Below are 18,333 nucleotides of genomic sequence, written 5' to 3'. Positions count from 1 at the left end.
AGCAGGAGCCGCGTTGGCTCGATGAGGGCGAGATGCGTGCGTGGCGCACCTACGTGAACGGTTCCTCCATGCTCATGGACCGGCTGCACCGAGAGCTGCAGGACACCCACGGAGTGTCACTGGCGGACTACGAGATCCTGGTCCGCCTGTCCGAGCAGCCCAACCAGCGCATGCGCATGACGCAACTGGCCGAGGACGTCGCCTCCTCGAAGTCGCGCGTCTCGCACCAGGTCGCGCGCATGGAGAAGGCCGGGCTCGTGCTGCGCCGCGAGTGCACGGAGGACGGGCGCGGGGTGCTGGCCGAGCTGACGCAGAAGGGCATGGCGCAGCTGGTGGAGGCCGCTCCTACGCACCTCGCCGGGGTTCGTGCGCACATCGTGGATCTGCTCACGCCCGAGGAGGGTGAGGTGCTGGCGAAGGTGTTCGACCGGGTCATGACACACCTGCGGGAGTCGAACGGCTAGGCTTCTCGGCTGACGCCGGTGGCGTCTGGGAAGCGTGGCAGAGCGGCCGAATGCACCCGCCTTGAAAGCGGGAGATGGGAAACCATCCGGGGGTTCAAATCCCTCCGCTTCCGCTCGTGAGCGAGGTGTGTCGACGGAAAGCGTCGACCGTTCTCGCTCCAGGTGTCTTTGGGGCTGGAGCCCCGCATCAAGGGGGTGTGAGAGCCCAGTCAGGACTCTCACACCCCCTTTGTCATTCGGTGAGCGGCTAGGCGACGGCCGCGTGCGAGTGGTCGTCGGCCAGTGCTGCCTTCATCAGCGAGGCGGACTTGCGGGCGTCGGCACGCTTGGCGCGCGGGGGCACGCCGTTCACGTCCTCAGTGGACACACCGTAAGCGGCGGTCACGAAGGCCATGGCGCCTGCGTTGCGGCCCAGGGCGACTCGGTCGATGTTGCCCAGGTTGTCGCACTTCGAGTGGTAGCAGGGGTCGTAGGCGGTGCCTGCGGTGCCGCCCCACTTGGCTGCCTGGGCTGCGGTCTTCACGCCCTCGGCGCCGGTGAACAGGCCGCCGGCCGGGATGCCCTGGGCGATGAACTCGCCGTAGTCGGAGCGGCCCGAGAAGTCGGTGCCCTCGGTGGGGACGCCCTTGGCCACGAAGTAGTCGGCGAAGGCCTTCTCGATCTGCGCCGAGCCGTACGGGCCGGCCGGGGAGCCTACGGCGTCCGAGTTGTCGCCGTCGTAGATGAAGTAGGCGGCGTTCGGCGAGGCGATCATGTCGAAGTTCAGGTACAGGGCGATGTCCAGCTGCTGGTCGAACGTCAGCGAGCGGACGTACTGGGTCGAGCCGATCAGGCCGCGCTCCTCGGCTCCCCACCAGGCGAAGCGGATCGCGTTGTCCACCTTCGGACGGGAGCCCAGTTGCAGGGCGGTCTCCAGCAGACCTGCCGAACCCGAGCCGTTGTCGTTGATGCCGGGGCCGACTTCGACGCTGTCGAGGTGCGAGCCGGCCATCACGACGTTGTTGGTGCGGCCCGTGCGGGTCTGGGCGACGACGTTGCGCTGGGTGCGGGTTTCGTTGTGGAAGCGCATGTCCACGGTCACCGCGGCGCCGGCCTTGCCGATCAGGGTGGTGCCGTCGGCCTTGGAGATGCCGCCGACCGGGATCTTGCCGGGGTTGGTCAGCGTCACGTTCGACAGCGGGCCGTCGACGTTGTTCGAGACCAGCACGGCGATGGCGCCCCTGGCGAACGCGTTGAGGTGCTTCTGCTCGAACGTGCAGCCGCCGCGCCGGATCAGGGCGACGGAGCCGGTGAAGTCCTGGCCGTCGAAGTCGGTGGCCTCGCAGCCCGTGGTGGCGTCCTCCGGGACGACGCGCAGCGGGCCGGTGATGCCGCCCGCCGGGGTCTGCGGTGAGGCGGTCATGATCAGCGCCTGGTAGTTCGCGCCGTCGACGCGGGCGAGTTCGGCGTCGGTGACCGGGATCTCGAAGCTGAACGTCGGCGTGGTGACGATGAAGCCCTCGTCGCGGAGCTTGCCCGCGACGTAGTCCACGCTCGCGTCGTAGCCCGGCGTCAGCGCGGCTCGGGTGCCGCCGTTGCGGTCGCCGATGCGCTGCAACGCGATCAGGTGCCGGTTGACGCCCTCGACGGTCACCTTCTTGGCGAGTTTCTTGGCGAGTGCGGGGCCTGCTGGTTCAGCCGCGGCGGACGCGGTGGCGGTAGGGGCGGCGACAAGTGCCGAGATGGCAAGCACAGTCGCCAGCTTGGTTCTGCCAGACATGAACGTTCCCCTTCGTTCGAGACTCGCTGAACCCTCACAAAGGGGAGACTTGCACCACAATCCGTCGGACGTCGGGTGTTCAGTTCGTGATCAGCTGAACACACTCAGCAAGGCCCTCGACCGAGACGTCCCACTCCGGGCGCACGAAATCCGAGGCGTTCAACCGCAATCGCACCTGCTCAAGGCGTGCTCCGCGCGGTGCGACGCTAATGGTGCCGTCGGGCACGTAGCCGAGTTTCGCGCTGACCCGGTTCGACGCGTGGTTGCCGAGCCAAGCCGCCGAACGAGCGACGCGCGCGTCCAGGTGGTCGAACGCGAACTGGAGCACGCCGACCCGCATTTCCGTGCCGAGACCGCTGCCCTGGAACTTCTGGCCGAGCCACGACCCGGTGTGCACCTCGCGCAGCGCGCCGAAGTCGTGCCCGCTGATCGACTGCACACCGATCGCCTTGCCCTCGAACCGCGCGATGAAGTTGATCGTCCAGTCCTCGCGGGTGATCTTCGCGCGCTGGCCCCAGAAGAACTGCATCATGCCGACGCCGTGATCGTCGGGAAGCCAGTCGGTCCACGGCACGGTGAACGGCATCTCCGCCGGGTCGTGCACACCGGCGAGAGCCACGTCCACGAGCTCGAACAGGCCCTCGTCGTCGTCCGGGCGCAGTTCGAGGCGCGGGGTGCGGAGAACCAGCTTTCGCAAAGGCCAAGCGTCCATGTTCCGATGGTGCCTGGCCTGTCGAACGGTATTACGGTCGACTGTATGCATGCCATCTCTGTTCGCGAACCCGGCGGCCCCGACGTGCTCGAGTGGACCGAGGTCCCCGACCCCGTGCCCGGTCCGGGTGAGGTGCTGATCGACGTCGCCGCGAGTGCGGTCAACCGCGCGGATCTCCTGCAGCGCCAGGGCTTCTACCCGCCCCCGCCCGGCGCGCCGGACATCATCGGCCTGGAGTGCTCCGGCACGATCGCGGCGCTCGGCGAGGGCGTGACCGGCTGGAACGTCGGCGACGAGGTGTGCGCGCTGCTGGCCGGCGGTGGCTACGCGGAGAAGGTCGCGGTCCCGGCCCCACAGGTCCTCCCCGTACCTGAAGGCATCGACCTCGTCACGGCGGCCGCGCTGCCCGAGGTCGCGTGCACGGTCTGGTCGAACGTCGTGATGGACGGAAAGCTCAAACTCGGCGAGACGTTCCTCGTCCACGGCGGCGCGGGCGGCATCGGCACGCACGCGATCCAGGTCGCCAAGGCACTCGGCTGCACGGTCGCGGTCACGGCGGGTTCCGACGAGCGCCTGGCCAAATGCGCTGAGCTCGGCGCGGACATCACGGTCAACTACAAGACCCAGGACTTCGTGGCCGAGGTGAAGCAGGCCGACGTCGTCCTCGACAACATGGGCGCCTCCTACCTGCCCCGCAACATCGACGTCCTCGCCCCGGACGGCCGGTTGATGATCATCGGCATGCAGGGCGGTGTGAAGGGCGAGCTGCCCATCGGCAAGCTCCTGGCCAAGCGGGCGTCGGTGATGGCGACGGGTCTGCGCGGCCGCAGCATCGACAGCAAGGGCGCGATCGTGGCCCAGGTCCGCGAACACCTGTGGCCGCTCATCGAAAGCGGTGCGGTCAAGCCGATCGTCGGGCGGACCGTACCGATGCCGGACGCCGCCGAGGCGCACCGGCTGCTGGAGGCCAGCGACGTCTTCGGCAAGGTGCTGCTCAAGCGAGAGCAGTAGCTCCGGCCAGCGAGGTCCGGGGAGCCGTGCGGAAGTTGAGCCCGAACTCCTCGGACCACCGCGCCAGCACCGCCTGCTCGTCCGGGCGATCGACGTCGTCCACCAGAACCGTGGCCCCTGGCGCCAGAACAGCTCGCAGCACGGGCAACGCCGGATAGCGCGAGTCCCCGAAACCCGGTCCGTCGACCAGGAGCAGATCGACGAGTCCGAACTGGTCGATGTACGAGAGCACCTCGTCGTGCACCTGCTGCGGCGCGTACCACTGGCCGTGCCGCGACAACGCCGCCGGATGACGGGACAACGGCGCGTGCACCACCCGCGCGACCGACCCCAGACCCTCGCGACGTAGTTGTGAGGCAACGAAAGCAGCCGTGCGCTCGTCGTGCTCGATGCACAACAGGTGACCGAACCCGCGCTGGTGCAGCAAACGCGCCAGCAGAACGGAAGTGGAGCCGCAGCCCAGTTCCACGAGGACGGTCCGGGCGCCCAGCACGATCTCGTCCATCACCGCGACGAGAGCCGCCGGGCGAAGGTCGCCGGCGAGCTGCGGCAGGTATTCGGTGTTGAGAGATCCGATGCGCTGCAGGGCCGAGAGATCGGCGAGCTCGCGAGCCAGCGAGTCGTCCAAACAAGATCTCCCAAACCTCAGCCCAGTTCGGACACCGCCCTCACCAGGTCGTCGACCTCGACGGCGTTCGTGTAGTGCGCGAGCCCGACGCGGATGGCGCCGCCGACCTCACCGACGCCCAGCACCGAGAACACCCCGTGCTGACCGGGGTCGGCGAACGCGCAGACGCCTCGGGAAGCGAGGTGTTCCACGCCGTCCTCCGCCTTGACCCCGGCGATCGTGAACGCCAGCGCGGGAACCCTGCGCATGGCGTCGCCGATCACCATCACGTGCCGCAGCGAACGCAGTTCGTTGATGAGATTAGCGAGCAGCCCGGCCTGGTACGCCTTCACGGATCCCAAAGACGTGACCACCCGCTCACGCCGCGTGCCGGAAGCCGCGTCGTCGAGCTCCGCGAGGTACTCCACGGACGCGACGAGCCCGGCGAGCATCGGGTAGGCGTGCGGGCCGAGTTCCAGCCGCTCAGGGCCGCGCGCCAGCGGATCGACCGAGACCGACGGCAGCCGCTCCAGCATCGAGGGGTCGCGGAACACCAGCGCCCCGACCGGCGGACCACCCCACTGACCAGCGGAGATGGCCACGACGTCGGCACCCATGTCGACGATGTCCAGCGGCACGAACGGTGCGGCCGACGAAGCGTCCACGACCATCAGCGACCCGTGCGCGCGGGCCACCGCGGAGATCTTGGCCAGGTCGGGCCGGGTGCCCACGACGCCGGACGCCGCGGTGATCGCGATGAGCTTGGTGCGGTCGGTGACCAGCTCGTCGTACTGCCAGCTCGGCAGCTCGCACGTCTCGATGTCGATCTCTGCCCATTTGACCGCGCTGCCGGTGCGCTGGGTCGCGCGGAGCCACGGCGCGATGTTCGCCGGGTGGTCCAGCCTGGACACGAGCACCTCGTCGCCCATGAACCAGTCGTCCGTCATCGCGTCGGCGAGACGTTGCAGCAGCACCGCGGACGACGGACCGAGCACGACACCCGCCGGGTCACCGCCGACGAGATCGGCGACCGAACGACGTGCCGCGTCGACGATCGCCTCGGCCCGTTGCGAGGCGGGGAAGATGCCACCAGGGCCGGAGACCGGGGCGCGCAGCGCGGTGGAGACGGCGGTGGCGACCTGTTCTGGCACCTGCATGCCGGCCGGTGCGTCGAGGTGGACCCAGCCGTCGCCGAGCGCGGGGAAGAGCCCTCGTACCCGTGCGACGTCGAACGCCATGCCACACACCGTACGTATGAAGGCAAACACGGTGTTGGCCACCCCCGACCCGGATAACCTTCCGCAACCGGAGAAGGCCAGGATGGAGACCATGAACCAGGAGCAGCCCGTCGTCATCGTCGGCGGCCAGGACGGCGACATCACCGACATGGTCGAGCAGCCGGCGAAGGTCATGCGCATCGGCACGATGATCAAGCAGCTGCTCGAGGAGGTGCGGGCGGCGCCTCTGGACGAGGCCAGCCGCAACCGCCTCAAGGAGATCCACAAGCGGTCGATCGAGGAGCTCGAGGACGGCCTGGCGCCGGAGCTGCGCGAGGAGCTGGAGCGCCTGTCGCTGCCGTTCACCGAGGAGGGCACCCCGAGCGACGCCGAGCTGCGGATCGCCCAGGCCCAGCTCGTCGGCTGGCTCGAGGGTCTGTTCCACGGCATCCAGACGGCCCTGTTCGCGCAACAGATGGCCGCACGCGCGCAGCTCGAGCAGATGCGTGGACGCGCCCTTCCCGCAGGCAGCAGCGGCGATGCCGGCGAGAGCGGCCCCTCCGGCAAAGGCACCGGCCAGTACCTCTAGCACAACCACCTGTGGGTGGCTCTAGGATTCGCTGAACTTTCGGGAAGGGAGCCGCCGTGCTCGAGCGTGTCCTCCACGGCCTTCAGGCCAGGCAGCTGCGACACAAGTTGCGGGTCAAGGCGATCGAACTGATCCAGGACGCGATCGAACCGCAGCGCAAGCAGATCGAACGCCTGCAGGTCCAGATCGACGGCCTGCGCGACGAGCTGCGCAGTGAGATCACGCACCAGGGCAACCGGATCGTCGACCACACCGTGCAGCACGAGGTGCGGGCCCGTCGCGACATCGTGTTCGCAGGCGAGCAGGAAGCCGCACTGCAGAGCGCGCGGTTCGTGCAGGAGCACATGCCCCGCGTCCCGCACTTCGGCAGCCCGCACGAGACGCTCGAGCACGCGCTCTCGCTGGCCCCTGAGGGCGGCCTGGCGCTCGAGTTCGGCGTCTACACCGGCGGCACGCTCAAGCTCATCGCGGAGGCCCGCGAGGGCAAGGACGTCTACGGCTTCGACTCCTTCGAGGGTCTGCCGGAGGACTGGCGCAACGGCTTCCCAGCCGCCACCTTCACGATGGACGGCCTGCCGGACGTGCCAGGTGCCGAGCTCGTGGTCGGGTGGTTCGACGAGGTGCTGCCGAAGTTCCTCGAGCAGCACGAGGGCCCGGTCACGTTCCTGCACGTCGACTGCGACCTGTACTCGTCCACCAAGACCGTGCTCGACCTGGTCGGCCCGCGCCTGGTCGAGGGCAGCATCGTGGTGTTCGACGAGTACTTCAACTACCCGCAGTGGCAGCAGCACGAGCACAAGGCCTGGATGGAGCACGTCGAGGCGCACGGCATCGGGTTCGACTACCTCGGGTACACCTACGACCACGAACAGGTCGTGGTCAAGGTCACCAAGGTCTGAGCCTGGTCATCGCACCGTGACCCACCGGTGAGCAGGACGCTCAGTTGACGCCGGTACGCTCAGTCCTCGTGCAAGCCACCAGTACTGTCGACCGACCAGAGGTCCCGCCCGCCTCCACGAAGTCACGCAGCTTCCGGCGCGCGTTCGCGGACGTCCGCGAAGCGTGGGCGCACCGCGAGCTGTGGGGCCACCTGGGCTGGCAAGACATCAAGCAGCGCTACCGCCGCTCGGTGATCGGCCCGCTGTGGATCACGATCTCGATGGCGACGACAGCTCTCGCGCTGGGCTTGCTGTACTCGACGCTGCTGGGCACGCCGATCGACACGTTCCTGCCGTACGTGACAGTCGGCTTCATCATCTGGAACTTCATCCTGGGCTGCGTCATCGAAGGCACCGACGTCTTCATCGTGAACGAGGGGCTGATCAAGCACCTGCCGGCGCCCATCACCATCCACGTGATGCGGATGGTGTGGCGCCAGGTGCTGTTCCTGCTGCACAACCTCGTGGTCTACGTCATCGTGCTGGCGATCTTCTTCACCGCGCTCGACAAGCCGTACCAGATGACCCCGAACGGCCCGATGAACCCCGGCCTGAGCTGGGAGATCGTGCTGGCGATTCCCGGCCTGGTCCTGCTCGCGCTCAACGCGGTGTGGGTCGCGCTGCTGTTCGGCGTGATCAGCACCCGCTTCCGCGACATCCCGCCGGTCGTGAACAGCTTCATCAACCTGGTGTTCTTCATGACGCCGATCGTGTGGGACGCCAGCATCCTCACCAAGGTCACCGGCGGTGGCGACATGGGGTGGCGGATGCTCGTCGCGGAGCTCAACCCGGTGTACCACTTCGTCGAGATCGTCCGAGCCCCGCTGCTCGGCCACACGGTCGACTGGCACCACTGGGCGATCGTCGGCGGCTTCACCGTCGTCGGCTGGTTCGCCGCACTCGTCATCCTGCGCAACTACCGCGCCCGCGTTTCCTACTGGGTCTGAGAAGGAGGCCGAGACAACCGTGGTCAGCATCGACGTCTGGAACGCATCGGTCGACTTCCCGATCTTCGACGCCAAGTCGAGGTCGTTGAAGAAGCTCGCGCTCGGCAAGGTCGGCGGCAAGATCGGCTCAGAAGGCCGGGTCCCGATCATCGAGGCGCTGCACGACATCTCGCTGTCGCTGAAGGAGGGCAGCCGCGTCGGCCTGGTCGGCCACAACGGCGCCGGCAAGTCCACTCTGCTGCGCCTGCTGGCGGGCATCTACGAGCCGACGCGCGGCCACTCGCGCATCATCGGCAAGGTGGCGCCGGTCTTCGACCTCGGCGTCGGCATGGACCCGGAGATCTCCGGCTACGAGAACATCATGATCCGGGGCCTGTACCTCGGCATGACCCGCAAGCAGATGGAAGCGCGCGTCGACGACATCTCGGCGTTCACCGAGCTCGGTGACTACCTGCAGATGCCGCTGCGCACGTACTCGACGGGCATGCGCGTCCGACTAGCGCTGGGCGTCGTCACGTCGATCAACCCCGAGATCCTCCTGCTCGACGAGGGCATCGGCGCGGTCGACGCCGCGTTCATGGCGAAGGCCCGCGACCGGCTCAAGGACCTGGTGGCCCGCTCCGGTCTGCTCGTGTTCGCGAACCACTCGGACGAGTTCCTCGCGGAGTTCTGCGACACCGCGATCTGGATGGACGAGGGTCACGTGAAGATGCACGGTGACCTGCGCGAGGTGCTGACCGCGTACAAGGGCTACGACCCGTTCGAGCGGATGCACATGCCTCACGAGGCTCCCGTCCTCAGCGGAAATGGCGGCGAATAGACCGTGAACCTCCAGGCACTGCCCAAGGGCTCCGTCGTCGCGGTGGTGGTCACCCGCCACCGCCGCGAGCTGCTGGCCGAGTCGCTCAAGGCGCTCGCGACCCAGACCCGTGTCCCCGACCACCTGGTCGTCGTCGACAACGGCCCCGATCAGCCGGTCGACGACCTCGTCGAGCAGTGCCCGCTGTCCACCACGTACCTGCCCTCGCACCGCAACCTCGGCGGCGCGGGCGGTTTCGCGCTCGGCATCCTGCACGCGCTCTCGCTGGGCGCGGACTGGGTGTGGCTGGCCGACGACGACGGCCGCCCCGCCGACGAGAACGTGCTGGCGGTGCTGCTCGAAGAGGCCGAGCGCCGCAACCTCGCGGAGATCTCCCCGGTCGTCACGAACATCGACAGCCCGGACAAGCTCGCGTTCCCGTTGCGCCGCGGCCTGACGTGGAAGCGCTCCGCGGCCGACCTCGGCAAGGACTTCCTGCCGGGCATCGCGTCGCTGTTCAACGGCGCGTTGTTCCGGGCGTCCACGCTCGACGTCGTCGGCGTGCCGGACTACCGGTTGTTCTTCCGCGGCGACGAGGTGGAGATCCACCGCCGCATGGTGCGCTCCGGCCTGCCGTTCGGCACGTCGCTGCGGGTCGCGTACGTGCACCCGGACGGCTCCGACGAGTTCAAGCCGATGCTGGGCGGCAAGTTCCACGCCCAGGACCCGGAGAACCCGATCAAGCGCTACTACACCTACCGCAACCGCGGCTACCTGCTGTCGCAGCCGGGCATGCGGAAGCTGGGCGCGCTCGAGGTGTTCCGGTTCGGCCTGTACTTCCTCGCCGTGAAGCGGGACCCGAAGGCGTTCGTCGAGTGGCTCAAGCTCGTGCGCCTCGGCCAGCGGGAGCGCTTCTTCCGCAAGTGATCTGCTGAGGGCGGAACCGCTACCAGCGAAACCGCCCTCAGCACGGCACTCCATCGCGGTTTGCTGTGGGCATGAGCCGACTTGTGCTGTTCCTCGCCGCGAACCCGAACCCCATCACTCTCACGGTCTCCGCCGAGACGCGGGAAGACCTCGCGCCGCGGTTGACCCAGATCGTCCGCAACGGCCACACGCAGCCGATCGCGGGCCCGGACGGCCGTGAGTACGTCGTCAACTTCTCGAACGTCGTGGTCGCGCACTTCGAGTAACCGCTCGCGCACCCGAGGTGATCGGAGTAAGACGTGATGAGTGATCTCCCGACGCAGACTTCTCTCCTTGGCCGGCGCGAGCGCGTTGCTGGCGGCGTGCGGCTCGAACACCGGCCGGGGCGGCAGCGGCCAGGCCCTCAAGCAGTGGTACCACGCTTACGGCGAGCCCGGCGTGCAGCAGGCCGTGGAGAAATACGCCAAGGCGTACCCCAAGATCCCGGTCGACGTGCAGTGGAACCCCGGCGACTACGACTCCAAGCTCGCGACGAGCCTGCTGTCCGACGGAGGACCGGACGTCTTCGAGTCCACCCTGCAGATCAGCTCGGTGCGGGCGAATCAGGTCGTGCCGCTCGACGACGTCTTCGGCGCCGCCAAGAGCGATTTCTCCGAGTCGATTCTCGCGACGCACACCGTCGACGGGAAGATCTACGGGGTCCCGCAGGCGGTCGACATGCAGATGTTGTTCTACCGCAAGAGCTTCTTCGCCCAAGCCGGAGTTCAGCCACCGTCCACTGTGGATGAACTCGTCGAGGCGGCGCGCAAGCTCACCCGTGCCGGGGTGAAGGGGATCTTCGCCGGCAACGACGGTGGCGGCGGGGTGCTGGGCGGGCCTGCGCTGTGGTCTGCTGGACTCGACTACGTGCGCGACCACCAGGTCGGGTTCGACGATCCCCTTGCGGCACAGGCGATCGGCAAGCTGCGCGAGCTCTACACCAGCGGCAGCATGCTGCTCGGCGCGGTGAAGGACTGGGCGGAGCCGGACGCGTTCACCCAGGGTCTCGTCGCGATGCAGTGGACCGGGTTGTGGGCGGTTCCGGCCGTGCAGAAGGCGCTGGGCGACGACTTCGGGGTGCTGCCGTTCCCGAAGCTGGGCGACAGCGGACGGCCGAGCGTGCCGGTCGGCGCGTTCGGGGCGATGGTCAACGCCAAGTCGAAGCGGATCGACGAGGCGAAGGAGTTCGTGCGCTGGCTGTGGATCGAGAAGACCGACTACCAGGAGGACTTCAACCTGAGCTACGGCTTCCACATCCCACCGCGCAGGAGCATCTCGGAGAAGGCCTCGAAGCTGACGTCCGGCGCGGCCGCCGACGCGGTGAAGTTCGTGCGGGACAACGCGAAGGCGTCCAACCCGCCGGACTGGACGTCGGTGATGCGGACGGCGTTCAACGACGCGGTGTCGCGGGTGGTCCGCGATGGAGCCAAGGCCGATGAGGAGCTGAAAACCGCTGCGGGCAAGGTGCGGGACGAGCTGAAGCGCCTGTACGGATGAGGAACGGGCGCGCGTTCTGGCTGTTCGTCGGGCCGTTCGCGATCGGGCTGCTCGTGTTCGTCTACGTGCCGATCGGGTGGAGCCTGCTGCTGTCGTTCTTCGACGCCCGCAACACGGTGACGCCCAGCGAGTTCGTCGGGCTGCGCAACTACGCGGACATGCTGACTGACCAGCCGTTCCTGTCGAGCCTCGGCACGTTCAGCGTGTTCGCGGCGTTCATCGTGCCGCTGACGTTCGTGCTGGCGCTGGCTTTGGCGTTGCTGGTCAACCAGATCAGCTTCATGCAGGGGTTCTTCCGGTCGGTGTTCTTCCTGCCGACGGCGTGCTCGTACGTCGTCGCGTCGCTGGTGTGGAAGCTGTCGATCTTCAACGGCGTGCGGTTCGGGCTCGCGAACACCGTGCTGGGGTGGTTCGGCGGCGAGCCGGTCGCGTGGACCGTGTCGACGTCGCCGCCCTGGTACTGGCTGGTGCTCGTGACGCTGCGGCTGTGGCTGCAGCTCGGGTTCTACCTGATCCTCTTCATCGCCGGGCTGCAACGGATTCCGCAGCACCTCTACGAAGCCGCGTGGATCGACGGCGCGCGGCCCGGCTGGCAGACCCTGCGGTACATCACGCTGCCGCAGCTGCGGACCACGTCGGTGGCTGTCGTGCTGTTGCTGCTCATCGCGGCGTACCAGGCGTTCGACGAGTTCTACAACGTGCTGGGGACGGACCGCGGCTACCCGCCGTTCGCGCGGCCGCCGTTGATCTACCTCTACTACACGGCGCTGGGGTCGGGTGGGCAGGACTTCGGGCACGGCAGCGCGGGCGCGGTCATCCTCACGCTGCTCATCGCGGGCGTGACGCTGTTGCAGGGCAGGGTGATCACGCGATGAAGGCGCTGAGGTACCTGGCGCTGTCGATGGCGGCGGTGCTGTTCCTGATCCCGTTCTACCTGGTGCTGCGCAACGGTCTGGCCACCGAGCAGGAGATCACCGCCCGGCAGTGGACGTTCTGGCCGAGCGAGATCCACTGGGAGAACTTCGGCGCTTTGTTCGCCAACCCGGCCGTGCCGATGGTCCGCAGCATGGTCAACTCGCTGGTCGTCGCCGTGCTGCAGACGGTGGGCCAACTGCTGCTGTGCGGGCTGGCGGGCTACGGGCTGGCCCGGATCCCGTACCGGTACGCGAACGTGGTGCTGTACTTCGTCGTCGCGACGCTGATGATCCCGGCGGCGGTGACGTTCGTGCCGACGTTCGTGGTCGTGTCCACCCTCGGCTGGGTCTCGGACCTGCGCGGACTGGTCATCCCCGGCCTGTTCAGCGGGTTCACCGCGTTCCTGTTCCGGCAGTACTTCCTGAACTTCCCGCGCGAGCTCGAGGAGGCCGCGCGGATCGACGGGCTCGGGCACTGGGGCACGTACTGGCGGGTCGTGGTGCCGAACTCGAAGGGGTTCTTCGCCGCGTTGGGCGTGATCGCGTTCGTGACGAGCTGGAACCAGTTCCTCTGGCCGCTGGTGATCGCGCAGGACCAGGACTCGTGGACGGTGCAGGTGGCGCTCTCGACTTTCCTCACCGCGCAGTCGATCGAGGTCACGCAGCTGTTCCTGGCGGCCGCGATCTCGATCACGCCCCTGGTGGTGGTCTTCGTGGCACTGCAACGCCTTCTCGTCCGCGGTGCGACGGAGACGGGAATCAAGGGATGAAGCGCAAAAAGCAGGCCCCGCCGGTCGGCAGGGCCTGCTTTGTCCTCAGGCTCTGATCAGCCTTCGAAGACCTTGCGCCACGACTCGGTGGACGTGAGCTCCGGCAGCGCGTTGCGGTAGACCTTCTTGAGCTGGTCCCACTCCTGCCCGAGGCGGCGGTAGTTGCGCGCCGCCCGCTTGGCGAGTGCGCGGAACTCCTTCGGGTCGCGCTTGTAGAACGCCACCGCCGTGCCGTCCGCGGTGGACACCGTCGCGCTGTCCAGGTTGCCCAGCAGGAACCACCTGGCGCTCAACGCGGGCACGTTCATCTGCGGCCTGCCCGCGGCGTCCGGCGCGGGCTCGCGGAAGTTGTGCAGCAACGACTTCGCGGCACGCTTGGCCGTGGTGATCTTCGACGTCGACGGCACCAGCAGCGCCTCCGCCCGCACCTGGTCGAAGGTCGGCGGCGGGAACTCGCGGGCCGACGGCTGGGTCTGGGCGTCGCTGTACTCCGCCCGCAGCTCGCGCACGGAGGGCAACGCCGAGCGCAACGAGTCGAAGAGCGACGACGGCCCGGCCAGGAAGTCCTCGATCGCCTTCTGCTGCAACGCGACCGTCGAGTACTCCATCGACAGCAGGTGCCGCAGCGTCAGCTTCAGGCCGTGCTTCACGATGCCGTTCTTGACGTCGTACGGGCTGTGCAGCGCGGCGAGGATCAGCCGGTTGCGCGTGTGGAAGTACGCCTGCCAGTCCGTCGCGTCGTTCTTGCTGGTCCACGGCATGTGCCACACCGCGGAGCCCGGCAGCGAGACCGTCGGGAAGCCCTTCTCCAACGCCCGCAACGAGTACTCGGCGTCGTCCCACTTGATGAACAGCGGCAGCGGGTAGCCGGTCCTGCGCACGACCTCGCGCGGGAAGAGGCACATCCACCAGCCGTTGTAGGTCGCGTTGACCCGCTGGTGCAGTTCCTCGGTCTCCCGCAACGACTCCTGGGCGAAGTCGTGGTCGGTCACCGCACCGGGAGCAGGACGCCAGAAGCACGTGTTGAGGTCGACGATCTCCGCGCTGCTGTGGAGCTTGGCGCGCGAGTGCAGGCTCAGCATGTGGCTGCCCACGATCACCGGCTCTGCGGCGGCACGGGCGAACGCGTTGGAGCGCAGGATCGCGTCCGGCTCCAGCCGGATGTCGTCGTCCATCAACATGATCTGGTCGACGTCGGTGTGCTCGATCGCCTCGAACATGCCGCGGGTGAAGCCACCGGCACCGCCGAGGTTGTCCTGCTCGATGACCTCGAGCCGATCCCCGAGAACCGCGGCCGCCTCCGCGAAACCCTTGGTGTCGCGAACCTTCACCGGCCCCTGGTCGGCGACGAACACCTTCTTCACGACCGACAGGACCGCCGGGTCCTCGCCGAGCGTGCGCAGCGCGATGATCGCGTCGACCGGGCGCATCGTCGTCATGCCGATGGCGACCGTCTGCTCCGGGAGCGGCTGACGCGCGGTCCACGCCGCCTCGCGGATCTCCAGCGGCGACTCGTCGGTGAAGACGTCGAACCAGATCCAGCCGCCGTCCTCGAACGGCTTGAGCGACACCGCGAGCTCGAGGTCGGTCCACTCGCCGTCGGACCGGACGTAGTGGCCCTCGACGTGGATGATCTCGCCGGACGGGCGGGAGCGGTACACGTCGACGCGGCCGCTGCCGCGCAACGACATCCGCAGCACCGTCTCGTCGACGGTCGTCCAGCGCTTCCAGTAGGAGGCCGGGAAGGCGTTGAAGTAGGTGGCGAAGGAGACCTTCGCGGACGGGGGAACCGTGGTGCTGCGACGCGACGCCACGTGGCAGTGCACGGTGTCCGGCTCGTCCAGGTAGAGCGGCCTGACGTCGAGCGGATCTTCGTCCCTGGGCAGGATGACCCTCTGCAGCACGCAGTTCTGGTCCACTGACCGTTCCCCTGTCAAAGTCGTCGGGCGGCCCGGATGATTCCGGACCGCCCGTGCGAAGCGTTTTCGGTGCCTACAGGTCGTACAACCGCGACCAGGTGTCGCGGCTCGTGAGCTGGCCCATCGCGTCCTTGTAGGAGCGCTGCACCTCGGGAGCCCTGCGGTACAGCTCGCGGAAGAGCTTGGCGCCCTGCTTGGCGAGCCGGACGGCGAGCTCCTTGTCCCGCTTGCGGATCCGCACGCCTTCCTGCGACGCGTCGGTCACAACCGCCGTGTTGAACAGCGAGACGTGCCACCACGCCGAGTCACCGGCGGGAACAGCGCCCACGTGGTGCACGGACTTGCCGAGCAGCTGGTGGACGAGGCGCTTGGCGAACACCGGCGCGATCAGCTTCGGCGTCGGCGCGGCACCGATCATCGGGAGGTCGCCGGGCTTGAAGCCGGGGATCTCCGACGCGGGGTGCCGCACGGTCTCCGGATATTCGGCGCGCAGCTTGCGGATGTCGGCCGCCGCCTGCACGCCGCCGTCGCGGAGGAACTCAGGACCCTTGAGGAAGTCCTCGATCGCCTTGAGCTGGGTGGCGGCGAGGCCGTACTGCATGCCCAGCAGGTACGTGGCGAACTGCGTCGCCATGCCCTTGACGATGCGCTTCGGCTCGAAGCCGCTGTGCAGCGAGGCGGTGATCAGGGCGTTGCGCAGGTTGAAGTACCTGTGCCAGTCGTCCCAGTCCTTCCAGTGGAAGTCCGCGTGCCACACACCGGCACCGGGCAGCGACACGGTGGCGAAACCGTGCGCACGAGCCCGGTAGCCGTACTCGATGTCGTCCCACTGGAAGAACAGCGGCAGCGGGTAGCCGACCGCCTTCACGATCTCCGACGGGATCAGGCACGACCACCAGCCGTTGTAGCCGGCGTCGACGCGCTTGTCCTGGACGTTGCGCTTGCCCGTCTCCTCGTCGTAGCCGGTGAGGTCGGCGTTGTGCAGCGCGCCGTCCACGACCTGGCCAGGCGCGAGGGTGTCGAGGTTGGCGTACTCGGCACCGACGTGCAGGAAGTTCGGGTGCAGCAGGTAGAGCATCTGACCGCCGACGATCGTCGGCTGCGTCGTGCGGTTCGCGAACGCGGTGAGCCTGATGACGATCTCGGGCTCGCACAGCACGTCGTCGTCCATGAACAGGACGTTCGCGTGCTCCGCGTGGTCGATCTCGGTGACCTCGTACAGGCCGCGGGTGAAGCCGCCGGCACCACCGAGGTTCGGCTGGCGGATGTAGCGCAGCTTGTCCCCGAGCGCGGCCGAGACCTCGGCGAACCGGGAGCGCGACTCGACCGGGTCCGAGCCCTGGTCGACGACGTACACGGTGTCGACCAGCTTGAGCGGCTCCGGGTCCGACGCGAGCGCGGCCATCGTGTTGAGGCAGTCGTCGACGCGGTTGAACGTGCAGATGACCACGGCGGTCGGGCGCACCGTCTTCGGCGGCGCGACCGTCCAGCGGACCTTCTCCACGGTGAGCGAGTCGTCCGCCGTCAGCACGTCGAACCAGAGGCCGCCGCCGTCGGTGAACTTGTCGATCTTGGTGCTCAGGCGCACGGTCTGCGCCTTCGCCCCCGAGACCTTCTCCGCAGCGACCGTGCGCGTCTCACCCTCGGAGTCCGAGGCGACGAGCGACAGCTGGCCGGAGCCCGTCACCTCGAGCTCGAGCTCGACCTCGGGGCTCACGCACCACCGCTGCCAGTAGGAGGCGGGGAAGCGACCGAAGTAGGTGTTCATCGTGACGGTCGCGTTCGGGTGCACCACCATGCGGTGGCGCTCCCGGTCCGCGATGCCGCGCTTGACCTCGGCGTACAGATCCTCGGAGACGATCTGCGACGGACCTGCGAACAGGCCGCGCTGCGTCAGGAGTTTCTCCGGCGCCTCGTGCTCGACGAGGTTGGACTTGCCCGGCATTGCGATTCAGTCCTCCAGAGACCCGTCCAGCGCCTGGCCGGACGCCAGGTGCGGAGCGATCTTGTTGTCGAACACGCTCAGCGCCGAACCGATCGCCATGTGCATGTCCAGGTACTTGTAGGTCCCGAGACGGCCACCGAAGATGACGTTGCGCTCCGCGGCTTCCTTCTTCGCAAGCTCGCGGTAGCGCTCCAGCTTCGCGCGGTCCTCAGCGGTGTTGATCGGGTAGTACGGCTCGTCGTCCTTCTCCGCTGCGCGGGAGAACTCACGCACGATAACCGTCTTGTCGGTCGGGTACTCGCGCTCCGGGTGGAAATGACGGAACTCGTGGATGCGCGTGAACGGCACGTCCGCATCGTTGTAGTTCATGACCGGGGTGCCCTGGAAGTCGCCGATCGGCAGCACTTCGCGCTCGAAGTCGAGCGTGCGCCAGCCGAGCCAGCCCTCGGAGTAGTCGAAGTAGCGGTCCACCGGGCCGGTGTAGACGACCGGCGTGCCCTCCGGGATCTCGTCACGCACGTCGAAGAAGTCCGTGGACAGCTTGACGTCGATGTTCGGGTGGTCCGCCATCTTCTCGAGCCACGCGGTGTAGCCGTCGACCGGCAGACCCTCGTAGGTGTCGTTGAAGTAGCGGTTGTCGAAGTTGTAGCGCACCGGCAGACGGCTGATGACCGCCGCGGGCAGCTCCTTCGGGTCGGTCTGCCACTGCTTCGCGGTGTAGGCCTTGATGAACGCCTCGTAGAGAGGACGGCCCACCAGCGAGATGGCCTTCTCCTCGAGGTTCTTCGCGTCCTTGGTGTCGATCTCCGAAGCCTGCTCGGCGACCCACTTCTTCGCGTCCTCCGGCGACATGTAGCGGCCGACGAACTGCGAGATGAGGCCGAGTCCCATCGGGAACTGGTAGGCCTGGCCGTCGTACATCGCGAAGACGCGGTGCTGGTAGCTGGTGAACTCGGTGAACTGGTTCACGTAGTCCCACACGCGCTTGTTCGACGTGTGGAACAGGTGCGCACCGTAGCGGTGCACCTCGATCCCTGTCTCGGGCTCAGCCTCCGAATAGGCGTTGCCACCGATGTGGTCACGCCTTTCGAGCACCAGCACCCGCTTGTTCAGCTGGGATGCGGCGCGCTCGGCCACAGTGAGGCCGAAGAACCCGGAACCGACGACAATCAGGTCATAACCTGCGAAGCTCACGACAACGAGGGTAACGCCGTCAGGTGCGTGCACTGCCAACCACCCCCGTGCGCGTGGGCCTACCTCGGGCGAAGCGCAAGCCCAC

Annotated in this window: 17 protein-coding genes, 1 tRNA gene and 1 pseudogene; 12 read left to right on the top strand and 7 right to left on the bottom strand. The window is 67.8% G+C overall.

The annotated features are described in order from the left end of the window. The first annotated feature begins 32 nt into the window (after positions 1 to 32). On the top strand, positions 33 to 464 hold the full coding sequence (locus UK23_RS08065; protein ID WP_045310758.1) for a MarR family winged helix-turn-helix transcriptional regulator: 432 nt from the start codon (positions 33 to 35) through the stop codon (positions 462 to 464). A 28-nt stretch (positions 465 to 492) separates the two neighbouring features. Further along, positions 493 to 577: transfer RNA gene (locus tag UK23_RS08060), tRNA-Ser, on the top strand. Positions 578 to 711: 134 nt separating this feature from the next. On the opposite strand, the gene UK23_RS08055 is transcribed toward UK23_RS08060, so the two are convergent. Together UK23_RS08055 and UK23_RS08050 are read right to left on the bottom strand one after the other, a co-directional pair. Beyond that, positions 712 to 2,223: a M28 family metallopeptidase gene (locus UK23_RS08055; protein ID WP_045310757.1), complete on the bottom strand. Its 1,512-nt coding sequence runs from the start codon at positions 2,221 to 2,223 to the stop codon at positions 712 to 714. 79 nt (positions 2,224 to 2,302) lie between these two features. Further along, entirely contained in the window at positions 2,303 to 2,935 is a 633-nt protein-coding gene (locus UK23_RS08050; protein WP_045310756.1) for a GNAT family N-acetyltransferase, read from the bottom strand. A 45-nt stretch (positions 2,936 to 2,980) separates the two neighbouring features. Here UK23_RS08050 and UK23_RS08045 point away from each other — a divergent pair, with 45 nt between their 5' ends. Continuing rightward, positions 2,981 to 3,946, top strand: a complete 966-nt coding sequence (locus tag UK23_RS08045; protein WP_045310755.1) for an NAD(P)H-quinone oxidoreductase — start codon at positions 2,981 to 2,983, stop codon at positions 3,944 to 3,946. Here the strand turns inward: UK23_RS08045 and UK23_RS08040 are convergent. Beyond that, positions 3,930 to 4,574 carry a class I SAM-dependent methyltransferase gene (locus UK23_RS08040; RefSeq protein ID WP_045310754.1) on the bottom strand — a complete coding sequence of 215 codons (645 nt, stop codon included), beginning with the start codon at positions 4,572 to 4,574 and terminating at the stop codon, positions 3,930 to 3,932. The genes UK23_RS08045 and UK23_RS08040 overlap by 17 nt on opposite strands. A 17-nt stretch (positions 4,575 to 4,591) precedes the next feature. Then, positions 4,592 to 5,791: a cysteine desulfurase-like protein gene (locus UK23_RS08035; RefSeq protein WP_045310753.1), complete on the bottom strand. Its 1,200-nt coding sequence runs from the start codon at positions 5,789 to 5,791 to the stop codon at positions 4,592 to 4,594. 139 nt (positions 5,792 to 5,930) lie between these two features. On the opposite strand from UK23_RS08035, the pseudogene UK23_RS08030 reads away from it, so the two are divergent. The 9 genes and pseudogenes from UK23_RS08030 to UK23_RS07990 all read left to right on the top strand — a co-directional run. Continuing rightward, positions 5,931 to 6,359: pseudogene (locus tag UK23_RS08030) on the top strand (bacterial proteasome activator family protein); the annotation flags it as partial. A 56-nt stretch (positions 6,360 to 6,415) separates the two neighbouring features. Continuing rightward, positions 6,416 to 7,258 (top strand): class I SAM-dependent methyltransferase, encoded by an 843-nt coding sequence (locus UK23_RS08025; RefSeq protein WP_045310751.1) that lies wholly within the window; start codon positions 6,416 to 6,418, stop codon positions 7,256 to 7,258. A 68-nt stretch (positions 7,259 to 7,326) separates the two neighbouring features. After that, complete coding sequence (locus UK23_RS08020; protein ID WP_045310750.1) at positions 7,327 to 8,244, top strand: ABC transporter permease; 918 nt, start codon at positions 7,327 to 7,329, stop codon at positions 8,242 to 8,244. A gap of 19 nt (positions 8,245 to 8,263) precedes the next feature. Next, on the top strand, positions 8,264 to 9,064 hold the full coding sequence (locus UK23_RS08015; protein ID WP_045310749.1) for an ABC transporter ATP-binding protein: 801 nt from the start codon (positions 8,264 to 8,266) through the stop codon (positions 9,062 to 9,064). Positions 9,065 to 9,067: 3 nt separating this feature from the next. Then, positions 9,068 to 9,970, top strand: coding sequence for a glycosyltransferase (locus UK23_RS08010; RefSeq protein ID WP_045310748.1), 903 nt, complete (start codon positions 9,068 to 9,070; stop codon positions 9,968 to 9,970). 71 nt (positions 9,971 to 10,041) lie between these two features. Further along, a complete protein-coding gene (locus UK23_RS08005) occupies positions 10,042 to 10,236 on the top strand; it encodes a hypothetical protein (protein ID WP_156212935.1) in 195 nt (64 codons plus the stop codon). Between the two features lie 67 nt (positions 10,237 to 10,303). After that, on the top strand, positions 10,304 to 11,506 hold the full coding sequence (locus UK23_RS08000) for an ABC transporter substrate-binding protein (RefSeq protein WP_231114417.1): 1,203 nt from the start codon (positions 10,304 to 10,306) through the stop codon (positions 11,504 to 11,506). After that, positions 11,503 to 12,381, top strand: a complete 879-nt coding sequence (locus tag UK23_RS07995; RefSeq protein WP_045310746.1) for a carbohydrate ABC transporter permease — start codon at positions 11,503 to 11,505, stop codon at positions 12,379 to 12,381. The genes UK23_RS08000 and UK23_RS07995 overlap by 4 nt, the downstream gene beginning before the upstream one ends. After that, positions 12,378 to 13,190, top strand: coding sequence for a carbohydrate ABC transporter permease (locus tag UK23_RS07990; protein WP_082114494.1), 813 nt, complete (start codon positions 12,378 to 12,380; stop codon positions 13,188 to 13,190). Before UK23_RS07995 ends, UK23_RS07990 begins: the two co-directional genes overlap by 4 nt. A 56-nt stretch (positions 13,191 to 13,246) precedes the next feature. Here UK23_RS07990 and UK23_RS07985 read toward each other — a convergent pair whose 3' ends face one another. The 3 genes from UK23_RS07985 to glf all read right to left on the bottom strand — a co-directional run bounded on the left by UK23_RS07985 (position 13,247) and on the right by glf (position 18,248). Beyond that, on the bottom strand, positions 13,247 to 15,109 hold the full coding sequence (locus tag UK23_RS07985) for a glycosyltransferase (protein ID WP_231114416.1): 1,863 nt from the start codon (positions 15,107 to 15,109) through the stop codon (positions 13,247 to 13,249). Positions 15,110 to 15,182: 73 nt separating this feature from the next. After that, positions 15,183 to 17,054, bottom strand: coding sequence for a glycosyltransferase (locus tag UK23_RS07980; RefSeq protein WP_045310744.1), 1,872 nt, complete (start codon positions 17,052 to 17,054; stop codon positions 15,183 to 15,185). Positions 17,055 to 17,060: 6 nt separating this feature from the next. Further along, positions 17,061 to 18,248 (bottom strand): UDP-galactopyranose mutase, encoded by a 1,188-nt coding sequence (gene glf, locus UK23_RS07975; RefSeq protein WP_045310743.1) that lies wholly within the window; start codon positions 18,246 to 18,248, stop codon positions 17,061 to 17,063. Between the last annotated feature and the right edge of the window lie 85 nt (positions 18,249 to 18,333).

Source organism: Lentzea aerocolonigenes, from assembly GCF_000955955.1.
Lineage (GTDB): Bacteria > Actinomycetota > Actinomycetes > Mycobacteriales > Pseudonocardiaceae > Lentzea > Lentzea aerocolonigenes_A.
Note: the sequence above shows the minus strand (reverse complement) of the source record. Positions and strands in the feature narration are given on the sequence as shown.

Excerpts from the sequence above, each read along its gene's own strand:
- UK23_RS07980 (WP_045310744.1), bottom strand. The coding sequence starts at position 17,054 with ATGCCGGGCAAGTCCAACCTCGTCGAGCACGAGGCGCCGGAGAAACTC.
- UK23_RS08035 (WP_045310753.1), bottom strand. The coding sequence starts at position 5,791 with ATGGCGTTCGACGTCGCACGGGTACGAGGGCTCTTCCCCGCGCTCGGC.
- UK23_RS08055 (WP_045310757.1), bottom strand. The coding sequence starts at position 2,223 with ATGTCTGGCAGAACCAAGCTGGCGACTGTGCTTGCCATCTCGGCACTT.
- UK23_RS08045 (WP_045310755.1), top strand. The coding sequence starts at position 2,981 with ATGCATGCCATCTCTGTTCGCGAACCCGGCGGCCCCGACGTGCTCGAG.
- UK23_RS07990 (WP_082114494.1), top strand. The coding sequence starts at position 12,378 with ATGAAGGCGCTGAGGTACCTGGCGCTGTCGATGGCGGCGGTGCTGTTC.
- UK23_RS08065 (WP_045310758.1), top strand. The coding sequence starts at position 33 with ATGCGTGCGTGGCGCACCTACGTGAACGGTTCCTCCATGCTCATGGAC.
- UK23_RS07995 (WP_045310746.1), top strand. The coding sequence starts at position 11,503 with ATGAGGAACGGGCGCGCGTTCTGGCTGTTCGTCGGGCCGTTCGCGATC.
- UK23_RS08005 (WP_156212935.1), top strand. The coding sequence starts at position 10,042 with ATGAGCCGACTTGTGCTGTTCCTCGCCGCGAACCCGAACCCCATCACT.
- UK23_RS08050 (WP_045310756.1), bottom strand. The coding sequence starts at position 2,935 with ATGGACGCTTGGCCTTTGCGAAAGCTGGTTCTCCGCACCCCGCGCCTC.